General features: G+C 66.9%; 15 protein-coding genes. 7 read left to right on the forward strand and 8 right to left on the reverse strand.

Annotated features, from left to right (window positions below; all coding sequences use genetic code 11):
* Position 1 precedes the first annotated feature (1 nt).
* The 6 genes from FGE21_RS03955 to phnN are packed head-to-tail and all read left to right on the forward strand — an operon-like array spanning position 2 to position 5,006.
* Positions 2-1,084: a carbon-phosphorus lyase complex subunit PhnI gene (locus FGE21_RS03955; RefSeq protein ID WP_139661843.1), complete on the forward strand. Its 1,083-nt coding sequence runs from the start codon at positions 2-4 to the stop codon at positions 1,082-1,084.
* Between the two features lie 42 nt (positions 1,085-1,126).
* Positions 1,127-2,008, forward strand: a complete 882-nt coding sequence (locus FGE21_RS03960) for an alpha-D-ribose 1-methylphosphonate 5-phosphate C-P-lyase PhnJ (RefSeq protein ID WP_139661845.1) — start codon at positions 1,127-1,129, stop codon at positions 2,006-2,008.
* Positions 2,008-2,778: a phosphonate C-P lyase system protein PhnK gene (gene phnK / locus FGE21_RS03965; protein WP_139661847.1), complete on the forward strand. Its 771-nt coding sequence runs from the start codon at positions 2,008-2,010 to the stop codon at positions 2,776-2,778. Before FGE21_RS03960 ends, phnK begins: the two co-directional genes overlap by 1 nt.
* Positions 2,779-2,782: 4 nt before the next feature.
* Entirely contained in the window at positions 2,783-3,727 is a 945-nt protein-coding gene (locus tag FGE21_RS03970; protein WP_139661848.1) for a CorA family divalent cation transporter, read from the forward strand.
* A gap of 26 nt (positions 3,728-3,753) precedes the next feature.
* Positions 3,754-4,437 carry a phosphonate C-P lyase system protein PhnL gene (gene phnL / locus FGE21_RS03975; RefSeq protein WP_139662079.1) on the forward strand — a complete coding sequence of 228 codons (684 nt, stop codon included), beginning with the start codon at positions 3,754-3,756 and terminating at the stop codon, positions 4,435-4,437.
* Positions 4,434-5,006: a phosphonate metabolism protein/1,5-bisphosphokinase (PRPP-forming) PhnN gene (gene phnN, locus FGE21_RS03980; RefSeq protein WP_139661850.1), complete on the forward strand. Its 573-nt coding sequence runs from the start codon at positions 4,434-4,436 to the stop codon at positions 5,004-5,006. The genes phnL and phnN overlap by 4 nt, the downstream gene beginning before the upstream one ends.
* Here the strand turns inward: phnN and FGE21_RS03985 are convergent.
* On the reverse strand, positions 4,988-5,716 hold the full coding sequence (locus tag FGE21_RS03985; RefSeq protein ID WP_139661851.1) for a DUF1045 domain-containing protein: 729 nt from the start codon (positions 5,714-5,716) through the stop codon (positions 4,988-4,990). The genes phnN and FGE21_RS03985 overlap by 19 nt on opposite strands.
* 52 nt (positions 5,717-5,768) lie before the next feature.
* Here FGE21_RS03985 and FGE21_RS03990 point away from each other — a divergent pair, with 52 nt between their 5' ends.
* Complete coding sequence (locus FGE21_RS03990) at positions 5,769-6,911, forward strand: alpha-D-ribose 1-methylphosphonate 5-triphosphate diphosphatase (RefSeq protein ID WP_139661853.1); 1,143 nt, start codon at positions 5,769-5,771, stop codon at positions 6,909-6,911.
* Between the two features lie 509 nt (positions 6,912-7,420).
* On the opposite strand, the gene FGE21_RS03995 is transcribed toward FGE21_RS03990, so the two are convergent.
* The 7 genes from FGE21_RS03995 to FGE21_RS04025 are packed head-to-tail and all read right to left on the reverse strand — an operon-like array spanning position 7,421 to position 13,958.
* On the reverse strand, positions 7,421-7,900 hold the full coding sequence (locus tag FGE21_RS03995; protein ID WP_139661855.1) for a class I SAM-dependent methyltransferase: 480 nt from the start codon (positions 7,898-7,900) through the stop codon (positions 7,421-7,423).
* A gap of 1 nt (position 7,901) precedes the next feature.
* Positions 7,902-8,660, reverse strand: a complete 759-nt coding sequence (locus FGE21_RS04000) for a polysaccharide deacetylase family protein (protein WP_139661857.1) — start codon at positions 8,658-8,660, stop codon at positions 7,902-7,904.
* A gap of 22 nt (positions 8,661-8,682) precedes the next feature.
* Positions 8,683-9,831, reverse strand: a complete 1,149-nt coding sequence (locus FGE21_RS04005; protein WP_139661859.1) for a glycosyltransferase family protein — start codon at positions 9,829-9,831, stop codon at positions 8,683-8,685.
* Positions 9,828-10,412 (reverse strand): histidine phosphatase family protein, encoded by a 585-nt coding sequence (locus tag FGE21_RS04010; protein WP_139661860.1) that lies wholly within the window; start codon positions 10,410-10,412, stop codon positions 9,828-9,830. Before FGE21_RS04010 ends, FGE21_RS04005 begins: the two co-directional genes overlap by 4 nt.
* Positions 10,409-11,500 carry a glycosyltransferase family 4 protein gene (locus FGE21_RS04015; protein ID WP_139661862.1) on the reverse strand — a complete coding sequence of 364 codons (1,092 nt, stop codon included), beginning with the start codon at positions 11,498-11,500 and terminating at the stop codon, positions 10,409-10,411. The genes FGE21_RS04010 and FGE21_RS04015 overlap by 4 nt, the downstream gene beginning before the upstream one ends.
* Positions 11,497-12,741, reverse strand: coding sequence for a glycosyltransferase family 4 protein (locus tag FGE21_RS04020; protein WP_139661863.1), 1,245 nt, complete (start codon positions 12,739-12,741; stop codon positions 11,497-11,499). The genes FGE21_RS04015 and FGE21_RS04020 overlap by 4 nt, the downstream gene beginning before the upstream one ends.
* Positions 12,738-13,958 (reverse strand): glycosyltransferase family protein, encoded by a 1,221-nt coding sequence (locus tag FGE21_RS04025; protein ID WP_139661865.1) that lies wholly within the window; start codon positions 13,956-13,958, stop codon positions 12,738-12,740. The genes FGE21_RS04020 and FGE21_RS04025 overlap by 4 nt, the downstream gene beginning before the upstream one ends.
* Positions 13,959-14,263: the final 305 nt, after the last annotated feature.

The following is a 14,263-nucleotide window of genomic DNA, read 5'->3' on the forward strand; positions in this document are numbered from 1 at the left end:
CATGTATGTAGCTGTAAAGGGCGGCGAACGCGCCATCGATAACGCCCATGCCTGGCTCGCCGAAGAGCGCCGCGGCGACACCTCTGTGGCCGAGCTGTCGCTGGCGCAGATCCGCGAACAGTTGAAACTCGCTGTGAACCGGGTGATGGCAGAGGGGTCTTTGTTTGATCCCGACCTCGCGGCGCTGGCGATCAAACAGTCGCGCGGTGATCTGATCGAGGCGATCTTTCTGATCCGCGCCTACCGCACGACGCTGCCGCGCTTTGGCAACTCACGTCCGGTCGAGACGGCGGACATGGCCTGTGACCGGAGGGTTTCCGCCACCTTCAAGGACGTGCCGGGGGGGCAGGTGCTGGGACCGACCTTTGACTACACGCACCGGCTGTTGGATTTCAAACTCGCCGCCGAAGGAGAGCTGCCAGAGGCCCCGACCGCGCCTCCCCGCCGCGAGCCGACCCCGCATGTCACCAGCTTTCTGCGCGACGAGGATATCATCCAGACCGAACCCGACAGCGACGCCACCCCCCGCGACATTACCCGCGAACCGGTCGCTTTTCCGGCGGATCGCGCCACCCGGCTGCAGACGCTGACCCGGGGCGACGAGGGGTTCATCCTCGGCATGGCCTATTCCACCCAGCGTGGATACGCGCGCAACCACGCCTTTGTCGGCGAGCTGCGCATCGGCACCGTGGCGGTGGAGATGGAGATCCCCGAACTGGGCTTTGCCATCGAGATCGGCGAGATCGAGCTGACCGAATGCGAGACGGTGAACCAGTTCACGGGCTCCAAGACCGAGCCGCCGCAGTTCACCCGTGGCTATGGTCTGGTGTTCGGCCAGACCGAGCGCAAGGCGATTGCCATGGCGCTGGTGGACCGGGCGCTGCGCTGGCGCGAGCTGGGCGAAGACAACGTCGGCGCCGCCGCGCAGGACGAGGAGTTTGTCCTCAGCCATTGCGACAACATCCAGGCCACCGGCTTTCTCGAACATATCAAGCTGCCGCATTACGTCGATTTCCAATCGGAACTGGAACTGGTCCGCAAGCTGCGGCGTGAGGCCACTGCCGCGCAGGAGGCCGCAGAATGAAGGTCCCCTCCTCCAGTGCAACCGACCAAAAGGAAGCCCAGCATGTCTGAATATAATTTCGCCTATCTCGACGAACAGACCAAGCGGATGATCCGTCGCGCCATCCTCAAGGGGCTGGCGATCCCGGGCTATCAGGTGCCCTTTGCCTCTCGGGAAATGCCGATGCCCTATGGCTGGGGCACGGGCGGCGTGCAGGTCTCGGCGGCGGCGCTGACCCCGGATGACACGCTGAAGGTGATCGATCAGGGCGCTGACGACACCACCAACGCGGTCTCCATCCGCAAGTTCTTTGAACGCACCGCCGGCGTGGCGACGACCGAGGAAACCGAGCGGGCCTCCATCATCCAGACCCGCCACCGCATCCCCGAGGCGGCGCTGCGCGAGGATCAGATCCTGGTTTATCAGGTGCCGATCCCGGAGCCGCTGCGATTTCTCGAACCGCGCGAGACCGAGACCCGCAAGATGCACAGCCTCGAGGAATACGGGCTGATGCATGTGAAGCTCTACGAGGATATCTCGCAGCATGGGCAGATCGCCACCTCCTATGCCTATCCGGTCAAGGTCGAGGGCCGCTATGTGATGGACCCCTCACCGATCCCGAAGTTCGACAACCCGAAGCTGGAAATGGCCGCGATCCAATTGTTTGGCGCGGGCCGGGAACAGCGGATCTATGCGGTGCCGCCCTACACAAAGGTCGTCTCGCTCGATTTCGAGGACTACCCCTTCGAGGCCACCAAGGCCGACCACGCCTGCGATCTCTGTGCCGCCGCGGACAGCTATCTGGACGAGGTGATCATGGATGATGCCGGCGGACGGATGTTTGTCTGTTCCGACACCGACTATTGCCGCAGCCGCCGCGCGGCGGGCCACGTGGGTCGCCTCGGCAGCGAGGCGCCCCTTTCAACCGGACCGGAGGCCGCCTGATGCACCCCCTTCTGCAAGTGAACAATATCCGCAAGATGTACGGCCACCGCATCGGCTGCACCGACGTCAGCTTTGATCTCTTTCCGGGCGAGGTGATGGGGATCGTGGGCGAATCCGGCTCGGGCAAATCCACGTTGCTGAACTGTCTCGCCGGTCATCTGGAAACCGACGGCGGCGAGGTGATCTTTGACACCCGCGACCGCGGGCCGGTCGATACGCTCACCATGTCCGAACCCGAGCGCCGGATGCTGGGCCGCACCGATTGGGCCTTTGTGCATCAGCACGCCCGCGACGGGCTGCGCATGTCGGTGTCGGCGGGCGGCAATATCGGCGAGCGGCTGATGGCTGTGGGCGGGCGTCACTATGGCAATATCCGCGCCTCTGCCATCGACTGGCTCGACCGGGTGGAGATTGAGGAAAACCGCGTCGATGACCGCCCCTCGGCCTTTTCGGGGGGCATGCAGCAGCGCCTGCAGATCGCCCGCAATCTGGTCACCGGTCCGCGACTGGTCTTCATGGATGAACCCACCGGCGGGCTGGATGTGTCGGTGCAGGCGCGGCTGCTGGATCTGCTGCGCGGATTGGTGCGCGAAATGGGGCTTTCGGCGATCATCGTCACCCATGACCTTGCCGTGGTGCGCCTGCTGGCCGACCGGCTGATGGTGATGAAATCCGGCCATGTCGTCGAAACCGGCCTCACGGATCAGGTGCTTGACGACCCGCAACATGCCTATACTCAGCTTCTGGTCTCTTCCGTGCTGCAGGTGTGATGAAATGCTCTTTGCCTACAAGATCGAAAACGCGACCCTGACGCCCTTGGCGCCGGATGCCGCGCTGTCAGAGGCCGACTGGATCGACCTCTACCGGCCCCAGCCCGAGCAGCTGGCGCAGGTGGAGGCCCTCGGCTATGATGTGCCCTCGCTGGCGGATATGGAGGAGATCGAGATCTCCAACCGCTTCTACCGGACCGGCAATGTGGACGTGCTGACGGTGTCGCTGCCGGGGCTTGATGCCGAGAAGGCGCGCAGCTTTGGTCCCGTGGCCTGCCTGTTGTCTCCCTCCTGTCTGGTCACCGTTCGGTTTCACGCGCCGCGCCCGTTCGAGACCCTCGCCGCCCATGCCGCAGGCAGCAGCGCCGGCTGCACCACGATTGCGCGGCTGTTCCTGTCCCTGATGGAGGAAATCGTGGCCCGGATGGCGGACCTTCTCGAAGGGGTGGGACGCGAGCTTGATGACCGCGCCGCCCGCCTTTTTACCGAAGAAGGCATCTGGAGCAGGGCGCTGCAGGACATGCTGCGCGAGGTGGGGCGCTCGGGCGAGATGCTGGCGAAATACCGGCTGTCGCTGCTGACGCTGGAACGGGCCCTGTCGACCTTTGGTCTCAGCCATGACGACAAGGACCTGCGCCCCCTGACCAAGGCGCGCGGACATGACATTCAGGCGCTGCTGGTGCATGCGGATTTCCTCTCGGGCCGGATTTCGCATCTGACCGATGTCATCCTCGGCATGGTCACCCTGGAACAGGGCATCACCGGGCGCATCGTCTCTGTGGTGGCCGTGATCTTTCTGCCGCCGACCCTGGTGGCCTCCGTCTATGGCATGAACTTCGGCTACCTGCCGGGCATGGACAGCCCCCATGGCTATCTGATCGCCACCGGCCTGATGACCCTATCGGCGCTGGGCACGCTCCTCTTTTTTCGATGGAAAGGCTGGCTATGACCGCTTCTGATCCCAAGTCCCCCCCCATGATCGACATCAGGGATGTCTCCAAGAGCTTCACCCTGCACAATCAGGGCAGCGCCACGATCCCGGTGATGGAAGCGGCGAGCCTTGCGGTGGCCCCCGGTGAATGCGTCGGTCTGGTGGGGGCCTCGGGCGCCGGGAAATCCACCCTGATGCGCCTGATCTACGGCAACTACCTTGCCGCCTCCGGCCAGATCCTGATCGGTGGTCTCGATGTGGCACGGGCCGAGCCGCGCGAGATCCTGGAGCTGCGCCGCAAGACGCTGGGCTATGTCAGCCAGTTCCTGCGGGTGGTGCCGCGGGTATCCACCCTCGATGTGGTGGCCGAGCCGTTGCTGTCGGTGGACACCCCGGCGGATCAGGCCCGGGACCGCGCCGCATCGCTGCTGGCAGAGCTCAATATCCCCGAACGGCTCTGGGCCCTCAGCCCCACCACCTTTTCCGGCGGCGAACAGCAGCGGGTCAATATCGCCCGGGGCTTTGCCTACGACTACCCGGCGATGCTGCTGGATGAACCCACCGCCAGCCTGGACGCCAGGAACCGCGCCACCGTGCTCGGCCTGATCGAGGCGGCCAAGGCGCGGGGGGCCGCGATCATCGGGATTTTCCACGACGAGGCGGCGCGCACGCAGGTCTGCGACCGTTTCATCGATGTCTCGGCCTTCTCGCCCCGGCGTGCCGCATGATGCCGACCGCAAAAGCCCCTGGCCCCAAAGGTCCGGTGATCGCCGTTGTCGGCCCCTCCGGTGTCGGCAAGGACAGCCTGATGAGCGGTCTCGCCGTGGCGGATCCGCGCCTGCGCACCATGCGCCGCGTGATCACTCGCGCCCCCGAAGCCGGCGGCGAGGACTATCAACCGGTCTCCGAGGCGGAGTTCGAGGCGCTGGTCGCGGCCGATGTCTTCGCGCTCCATTGGCGGGCACACGGGCTGCGCTACGGGATTTCCCGCGACATCGAAGCTCTGCGGCTGGGGGCCTCGGGGGTGCTGGTCAACCTGTCGCGGGCGGTTCTGTTGCAGGCGCAGGAGGTGTTCGACGATTTCCGGGTGATCTCGGTCACTGCCGATCCCGAGCTGCTGGCCGCCCGGCTCACCGGTCGTGGCCGGGAGGACCCCGAAGAGGTGCAACGTCGGCTGGCCCGCGCAGACCTCGCCCTGCCGGAGGGGTTGCGGCAGGTCTACAAGGTCGACAACAGCGGTGCCCTCAGCGCCGCCATCGTCGCCGCGCAGGCAATCATTCAGGCCGAAAGGGCGTAGCGGTGCAGCAGATGAAACCGGCCGTCCTCCGCCTCTCCGACCAGCGCCAGATCGGTCAGGATCAGCGGCCGGGGCAGCTTCGGCGCCAGCCGCGCCGCCAGACAGGCCTCCACGCGGGGCAGTTGCGCTTTGGGCAGCTTGCCGGTCAGGGTGATGTGAAAGCGGAACTGATCCAGCACATAGGGGTAGCCCCAGCGGGTCAGGTTTTCGTCCTGCTGAGGGCTGAGCCCCGCCGCCCGCCGCCGGTCCAGTTCTGCCTCCGACGGGCGCGCGCGAAAGGCGTCCAGCTCGGTGACGCAGGCCGCCGCCAGCCGGTTCAGCGCCGAGACCTCGCCGATGGGACACAGCGCAAGGAAGCGGCCAAGCCGTGCGATCTCCAGCCCCGCCAGCGCGACGGGGGGCTGCGTCGCGGCCAGCGCCGTGCAGGCGGCGCGCAGCTGTCCCTCGTCGGTGCCAGCTGCCAGCCGCATCGGCGGCTTCAATGTGGCGTGCAGCCCGTACTTCCGGGGCGTGGCCGTGATCTCCGCGACATTGAGTCCTGCCGCGCCCAGTTCTGCCGCGCCCGGTTCTGCCAGGCCCAGGTCTGCCACATCGGGATGGGGGGCGGTGCAGCCCCGTTCCATATCCCAGCCCAGCCAGCCGGTTGCCCAGCGGCTCCAGTCCGCCTCTGCGGGTGGGGCATAATAAACTGCGTATCGCGTAAATGTCACAATGGCCTCCTAAGACGTGGGCCTTCCCATGACCGAAAGATGTGAACTCCAGATGACACAAGAGTTGATCCTTGCCAATGCCACGTTGATCCTTGCGGATGAGACCCGGACGGGTTGCGTGAAAATTACCGATGGACTGATTTCCGACATCTCCGACGGGACCTCTGTTCCCGCCGGGGCGGTGGATCTGGGCGGAGATTACCTCAGCCCCGGTCTGATCGAGCTGCATACCGACAATCTGGAACGCCACATCGAACCGCGTCCCGGCGTTGACTGGCCCCACGCGGCGGCCATCGTCGCCCATGATGCAGAGCTGGCCTCGACCGGGATCACCACCGTCTTTGATGCGATGCGCGTGGGTTCGATCCAGCGCGGCAAGGGCCGGTATCTGAAATATGCCCGTCAGCTTGCCACCGAAATGCTCGATCTGCGGGCGAAGGACATGCTGAAGATCAGCCACTTCCTGCATCTGCGGGCGGAGGTCTGTTCCGAAACCCTGGCCGAAGAGCTGGCCGAATTCGGCCCCGATGACCGCGTCGGCCTTGTCAGCCTGATGGATCACACGCCGGGGCAGCGCCAGTTCCGCGATATCTCCAAACTGGAGCAATACGTGAAATCCAAACGCGGCATGTCGGATGAGGATTTCATCACCCATGTGGCCGATCTGAAGCAGCTGCGCGCCACCTATGGGGACATGCACGAGGCGGCAACCGTGGCCGAGGCGGCGCGCTTCGGCGCGGTGCTGGCCAGCCACGACGACACCACCGCCGGGCAGGTGGAGGTCTCGGCAGGTCACGGCATCCGGCTGGCGGAATTCCCCACGACGGTGGAGGCCGCCCGGGCCTGTCGCGCGCATGGGATCGCAGTGATGATGGGGGCACCCAACCTGATGCGGGGCGGGTCCCATTCGGGCAATGTGGCGGCCAGGGAGCTGGCGGATCTGGAGCTTCTGGACATCGTGTCGTCTGACTACATCCCGGCCGCTCTGCTGCAGGCGGCCGTGAAGCTCGGCGACATCTGGGGGGATCTGGCGCGCGGCATAGCCTGCGTGACGGCAGCGCCGGCCCGGTCCGTCGGGCTGGAGGATCGCGGCGTGCTGGAGATTGGCAAACGGGCGGATCTGATCCGTTTCGACATCGGGCAGGGCACGCCGATGCCGCGGGCTGTGTTCTGTCGCGGCCAGCGCGTGGCCTGAGGGCCGCAATACAGGCGGCTGCACAATGCTGCGCGCCCCTGACCGGGCCGCGCGCGGCATTATGCAGTATGAGGTTGGAAAGGTTCCGCGCCCCAATCGGGGGAAGGGAATTTGGCGTGTTGCCGGGTTCACAAGATGTCAGCGTTCGCCTGCTGCGCAACGCCCACAAAAAGTATCAGCCCTCCTGACCTGTTGTTTCGCCTGCGAAACATTGGGTCAGAAATGCTGACCTTATCTGCTCCGTTTCGCCTGGGTTCGCCCCGGTTCGCGCAGAGCCGACTGTTGCACTGCAGTGGCAAGGCAGGGTGGAGCTCCCGTCCCTTTTGGGGGCGGCAGAGCCGCACCCAAAAGCGTTGGGCCCGGCGGGGGCCGCGCCTTCGGCGCGGCCCCCGCCCCCCCGCGATGCGCAGGGCGCAGCGCAATACCTCGAATGGTGACCTGCCGGGAATGGTCCGGGAACCGTGATGTGCCGGGAACGGCCATCTCCCGAAATCGGTGAGCTGCCGGGATCAATCGGCGCGGTAGAACATATACCGCCCGTCGGGGATATCTGCGGGGCCGTCGATGTGTTGAAATCCCACCAGCGGCTGACCGGAAATGATCAACCCGCCGGAGGCCATGACCGCCGCAATCGCCGGAGACAGCCTGGCCGCTTCTGCCACGTCTTCTTCCTTGATGCCGAACCCGAAGTCGTAATGGGCCAGCGCCATCCGATGCGGGCTTTCGGCAAGCCTGTGCAGCATCGGCTCGGCTTCGCCCTGCAGAAAGTTCTCCTCTGGCGGCACGCAGGACGGGTGACATTGCAGCACCCGGTCGATCACCCAGACCCGGCGGTCGCTCAGGGATTCGCGCAGATGGTCATAGGTGCGCCCGTTGCCCAGGCCGAGATCCAGCACATCGCCGTCAATCCCGGCGATCGCCGAAGCGGCCCAGTTCAGCCCGTCCCGTTGCGCAGTCAGGCGGCGCAGCATGCTGTCCAGTCGGCTCATGTCAGGTGATCCTCTCATCAAAGCGCCAGGGACGGGCGGGGCCGTCCAGCAGGCGGCGCAGAAGCGTCTCGCAGAAGGACCAGACGCCCTCGTCATGGATCAGGTGGTGGGTCAGCAGGCCCAGAGGTTCCGTCCGGTCCACCGACCCGGCCCGACGGGCCTGCAGCTGCGCCACCAGAGGGGTCAGGATCGACCCGCTGTCGAGGAGGCTGCGGTCACCGTGCCAGTTGATCGGGTCGATATGGGTGTTGATCTGCAATAGCCCCGGTGCCGCCTGTACCCGCTTGCGCGGCCCGAAGGTCGAGATGGCCGCATAGTCCAGCCCCGCCAGCCAGGGCAGCATGGCCGCCGAGATCCGGTTCCAGGGCGGCACGAACATGGGCCGAAGGGCGGGACCGAACAGCTGCTGCAGCCGCTCGATGCCCTGTTCCGCTTCGTTCAGCGCCTCGTCGACCGGGCGGGTGCTGCCGAACTCGCTCTTCTTGGCCTCTGTCGGCGCGTGGTTCACATGCGCCCAGCCGTGCACAACGGGCAGCAGATGTTGCGATTGGCTGACTGTCTCGGCCAGCTCGGCCACCGCGGAATGAGGGATCACCGCCAGATGCACAGGCATGCCCAGCTCTCCCGCTAGATCCTCCAGTCGACCGAGCGCCTCGGTGGGGGCCACCGCATCGTCATCGCGCCACCACAGGGGCAGATCCAGCCCCTCCCGGCTCCAGAGTGTCAGTTCCCGGTCCAGTTCATCCCAAGCCTGTGTCATGCTCCCCCCTCAATTGGCAGCCCTATCGCTGCGAGGGGCGCAGCGCCCGGTGCAGCGTTTCGGCAATTTCCACGCTTCGGGCGGCTCCGTCAAACCGAAAGCCGTCAAGGCTGCGTTGCGGCTCCTGCATGACTTGGCGCAGGGCGGCAGAGAGGCGGGCGGGGGTGAGCGCGGCTGTGGGTTCGACGGCGACCCCCGAGAGCGTTGCCAGACTGCGGGCGCGCAGGCTCTGTTCGACCTCGTTGCCTGCGTCAAAGGGAACCAGCACCGAGGGCACGCCCGACTGCAGCAGGTCAAGCGCGGTATTGTAGCCGCACATGCTGACCGAGGCCGCCGCATGGGGCAGCATGGACCTGAACTCCGGCCGGGCCGGTTCCAGGCGCGCGGGGGAGGCGGGATCGGAGAGGGCTGCGATCCGCTCCGATGCATTGCTGCCGCCGATCAGGATGCGCCATTTGTGCTCCGGCATCGCCTTTGCCGCCTGCACCGCACAGGCATATAGCGCATCCCCGACGCTGCCGCCGCCGGCGCTGACGAGGATCTCTCCCTGGCCCAGCTTGTCCGGGTGCGGGGTGATCGCGGGCGGCGCCACGTAGCCTGTGTAGTGGAGCCGCTGCGACAGCGCGGGCGAGACTGGCCAGCTGGCCTCCAGCCGGGTGGCGTTCGGGTCGGAGTGAACCAGCACTGCGTCATAATATTGGGCGATCACCGCATCGGCAGCCACGGCCTTTTTGGGTTTGGACGGCGGGGCCAGAATGTCACGGATCGAGGACAGGATGAGGGGGCGAACCGGCAGGGCATGGGCGGCCTCCAGCAGGACGTGGAACTCGGCCTGCAGGCTGCGCCGCCCGAAGGGGTAGAGCTCGGTGATCAGCACATCGGGTTGCAGACTGCGAACAAGGCCCTGCAGATGTGCCTGTCGCGCGGCGTGATAGTTGGCGTCTGCGACCTTGCCATCGGCGGCGAGAAGCCGGGAGAAGGTCAGCCCGTCGGATCGCAGCGGCGGCAATTGTTCAAATGCGACGCCCCGGGTCGACAGGTGGGGCGCGGGGCCGCCACCGGAGACCACGCTCACCGCATGACCCGCAGCGGCAAAGGCCCGCCCCAGCGTCAGAGCGCGGGACAGATGCCCGGTGCCCAGAAGATGGGTCACGGCGATGAGGATCTTCATTCCGCCTCCTGCACAAGACGCACCGGGTCGCGCCATGGGGAGAGCTGACCGTTGGCGATCTCCACCACGAAGAGCCGGTTGCGTTTGATCTGGAACGGCGCGGGGCCTGCGAAATCCCAGCCGTGGGCGCGGGCGAGGATCATCCGCATGACGCCGATGTGACAGACCGCAACGCTGTCGTGATCGAGGCTCTGGACCCAAGGCTGCAGACGGTGCCAGACCTCGGCCGGGCTTTCGCCGCCGGGAGGGCGGAAGTCCCAACCCCAGCTCTCGATATCGCGAAAGCCGGAGGTGGCATCGGCGCGAAGATCCACGCCCCGGAGGCCTTCCCATGCGCCCCAGTTCATTTCGATCAGCGCGGCATCCGTGCGCGGCGCGCGTCCGGCCACCAGCTGCGCGGTCTCTGTCGCGCGCAGAAGCGGGCTGGACCAGAGCGCGGCGGCCTGCCAGGGCGCAGGCAGCGACAGCGCGGCGAGGTCGCGACGCGCGTCCGGGTCCAGCGCGATGTCGCTGCGGCCCTGAATGCGGCCGTCGCGGTTCCAGGCGGTGTGGCCATGGCGGAGCAGGGCGAGGCGGATCATCCGGAGCGTTCCAGCAGCGGGCGCAGTGCGGACCAGACCGTCTCGCGGGCGGCGGGGCGGAGGTGGTGGGTGGCGATATGGTCGCGCGCCCGCCGTCCGATCTCGGCGCGTTCGGGGGCTGATGTCAGAAGGCGTTGCGCCGCCCGCGCCAGCGCCTCCGCCCCGTCGTCAACGGCAGAGGAATGGCCCGGCAGCAGAACATCCCGCAGGCCGGGGCGGTCCTGTGCCACCACCGGCAAGCCATGGGCCTGCGCCTCCAGATAGACCATTCCGTAGGCCTCGTTGACGCCGGGCCACAGGAACAGGCCCGCGCGGAGGTAGGCCTGTTCCATCGCCGCCTCATCCAGCGCGCCGAGAAGCCGCACCCGCGCCCCAAAGGGCGCCATCAGCGCCTCGACCAGGGCGCGCGCGGGCCCGTCGCCTGCAATCTCAAGCTGCCAGCCCGTCTGACCACAGGTGTCGAGATGGCGCAGGGTTTCGGCGATCAGCGCATAGGAGGCCAGCTTGTCGCCGGGGCGCATCATCCCCGCCGCCAGCATCGGCCCGTCTTGGGCGCTGGCAGCCGGCAGATCGGCGCGGGGCAGGAAGGGGCGCAGGTGCACGAGCTGCTGATCCGCTGGCCGATCACGCTCCAGCGTGGCGCGATCCTGCTCGGTGAGGTAGAAGATCACCGCCGCCTGATCTGCCGCTGCGTGGGCGGCGCGGGCGAAATCGGACCAGGGACCGGTCAGGCGCTTGCTGGCGCGGGTGCTCTCGATCTGGACGTAGGGGATGTCGCGGGCGGCGGCAACGGCGGGGCCGATCAGGTCCGGCGCCTTGTAGTAATTGTGGTAGCTCACCCAGAGATCCACGGCGGGCATCTCTTCGATCAGACGCCCCACGTCGCGGGCGGCGCGCTGCTGCAGCAGCGCTTGCTGGTCGCGATCCCCCAGGTTTTCATGCAGCCGCAGATCCGAGGCCAGGAGGACCTCGGCGCCGCCCTCCTGAAGCAGGGCCATCAGGCTGCGGGCCATGGCGCGGTCGCCCGAGGGGGTGGGGTGGGTCGGCGCCTTCATCGGGGCGTAGAATGCAAGGCGGGGCGGGGTCATGACGAGGCCTCCAGCATGGCGCTCAGCCGGCGGTTCAGCTGCGCAATGCCCGGCGACATGCCAAAGTCGGCCCGGAGCCGGTCGAGCGCGGCTGCTGCCATGCGGGCGGCATCCTGGGGCGCGCGGGCGAGGGACAGGATCGCCGCAGCGAGCGCCTCGGGCGCGTCATCGCTGAGCACGCCGTGGGTGCCGTTTTCGATGAATTCCGGGATGGCGGAGACCGGCGTGGACAGGATCGGCAAGCCTTGCGAGGCGGCCTCCATCAGCACATTGGGCAGCCCGTCGCGGTCGCCATCCGCCGCCACCCGCGAGGGCAGCACGAACAAATCGGCGGCACGCATGGCGGCAATCACCTCGGGCTGGTCGCAGGCGCCGCGCCAGGTGATGCGATCGGCGATGCCTGCGTCCTCGGCCATGCCCTGCAGCAGATCGCCAAGGGCACCGCCGCCGATATGGGTCCAATGCCAATCGAGATCGGCAGGAATCAGGGCCAGCGCCGCGATCAGGCGGTCGAACCCCTTCTTCTCGACCAGACGGCCCACCGACATCATCTGAAACGGGGCATGGGGGCTGCGCAAGGCGCGCTCTGGCGGGGCGGGGAACCGGCCAAGATCCAGCCCGTGATAAATCAGATCCACCGGGGTGCCGCTGGCCATATCCTGCAGATGTCTGGCGCCAAACCCGGTGCAGGTCGCGCCAAAAGCGGCGCCGTGGCTCTGGTCCGAGAGCTTTTCGCGCAGTTCCCAGTCGGGCGAGGTCCAGATGTCCTTGGCGTGGGCGGAAAAACTCCACGGCAGACCGCGCATGATGGCGGCATAGCGGGCGACGGATGCGGGAGTGTGCAGAAAATGGGCGTAGAGCCCGCGCACCTCGGGCGGCAGTTCGCAGGCCAGCACACAGGCCTGACCAAAGCGGCGGATGCGGTTGTGGGTGGGATCGCGGCGCAGATCGGCGCGCCAGACCCGCCAGGCCTCGGCATATCCCGGCAGCGCCCGTGCCGCCGCGCGAGCGCGGGTGACACGGGCGGGGGCGTCGTGGAGATATTCCGGCAAATAGTGAACGGGCGCCTGCAGGCGGTCGTGCAGGGGGTGCGTCTTGGCGTCGGTGGGATGGCGCAGGGACCAGATCTCGAACGGCTGGCAGGCCTCCTCCAGCGCCACGAGTTCCTGGGCGATGAAGGTTTCGGACAGGCGCGGCCATCCCTTGACCAGCACAGCAAGCGCCGGGCGTGTCTGGCTCATTCGGCGGCCTCGCGCGGCAGCTGGCGCAACAGGGCGTCCACACGTTGGGTGACGTAATCCAGACCGTCCAGCAGCCCGTCGGAGATCGCCTGAGAGGGCCGCGGCTGATGCTCAAGCGCCCGGATCGCGCCAATCATCGCCTCGGGGGTCCAGCCATCGCGGTTTTCGTCCAGCATGGCCACAAGGCCCAGCTCTTCGGCGCGGCTGGCGCGGATCCACTGTTCCAGGCGCGGCGTCGTGCGCGGCACGATCACGGCGGGTTTGTCAAACGACAGGACCTCGCAGAACGTATTGTAGCCGCCCATGCAGATCACCCCCTGCGCCCCGGCAAACAAGGTTTCGATCTCGCTTTCGAACCCGACCGCCGTGACCCGCCCCAGAAGCGCCGAAACACGGCTTTCAAAGGCGGCGCGGGTCTCGCCCGACAGGAACGGCCCGTAGACCAGCATTGCGCGCGGGGCCAGATCCGGGTCCCGTTCGTAGGCGGAAATCGCCAGATCCACCATCATCGCCCCATCGCCGCCGCCGCCGGGGGTGATCAGCACATAGGGTTGCTCCGGCAGCTCTCCGATCGTGCCGAGGTCGCGCCGCAGGTATCCGGTCCAATGCATCCGCGCCTGTGCATCCGCGCTGAGGTCAAGCCCGGCGGTCGGGTCGTAGATATCGCGCAGACCATAGACCCAGATTTCATCATAGTAGCGCTCGGTCGCGTCCAGGGCCCATTTGCGGTCCCATTCGGCCCGCAGCACTTCGGGTTCGTCCAGCACGTCGCGCAGACCCAGCACCAGTTTCGCCTTGCCCCGCCCCTGCAAGAGATCCAGCGCCGGCAGCAATTCCCCGCGAAAGCCCGTAGGCTCCTTGTCGACCACCAGAATATCCGGGTCGAACTGCTCCGCGGTGGAGCGGATGAGCGCGGCGCGCATCTCGGTGGTTTCTTCGATGGTCATGCCCATTGTGCGGCTGGCATAGGATCCGTCGGCGCGTTTGATCACCCCCGGCAGGCGCATGTGATCGACCCGGTTCGGAAAAGCAAACCGACCAGCCACGGGGGAACCGGTGAGGATCATGGCCGAGGCCTTGGGGTCCGCCGCCGTGATCGCCCCGGCCAGCGCCCGCGACCGGCGCAGGTGGCCAAGCCCGAAGGTGTCGTGGCTGTAGAACAGGATGCGCGGGCCACGCCCGGCGGGGCCCAGACGGGGAGGACGGCTGGCTGTCATGGGGCGGCTCGCGTGTTGGGGCAGAAAGACTGTGAGAACGGCGGGATGACCGGCCGTGTGATAGACTGTGTAATCGGCTGTTTGACCGACTGTGAAATCGGCTGTGTCATCGGGGGGACGAATGATGGAGGGAAGGGCTGCGGTCTGAGCGGGGGGCGGAGCGGGCGGGATATGCAGCGCCCGGCTCGGGTGGCTCCCTGGGTCTTGGCCATGTTCCGCCCCAAAATTCCTGCAAACGCGCGCCGGTCAGCGGCAGCTCGCGTTCGATTGTCTCATTCTTTTGCCTGGGTTTGCTATGGCATCAC

It is taken from the genome of Phaeobacter sp. B1627 (assembly GCF_006265095.1).
GTDB lineage: Bacteria > Pseudomonadota > Alphaproteobacteria > Rhodobacterales > Rhodobacteraceae > Epibacterium.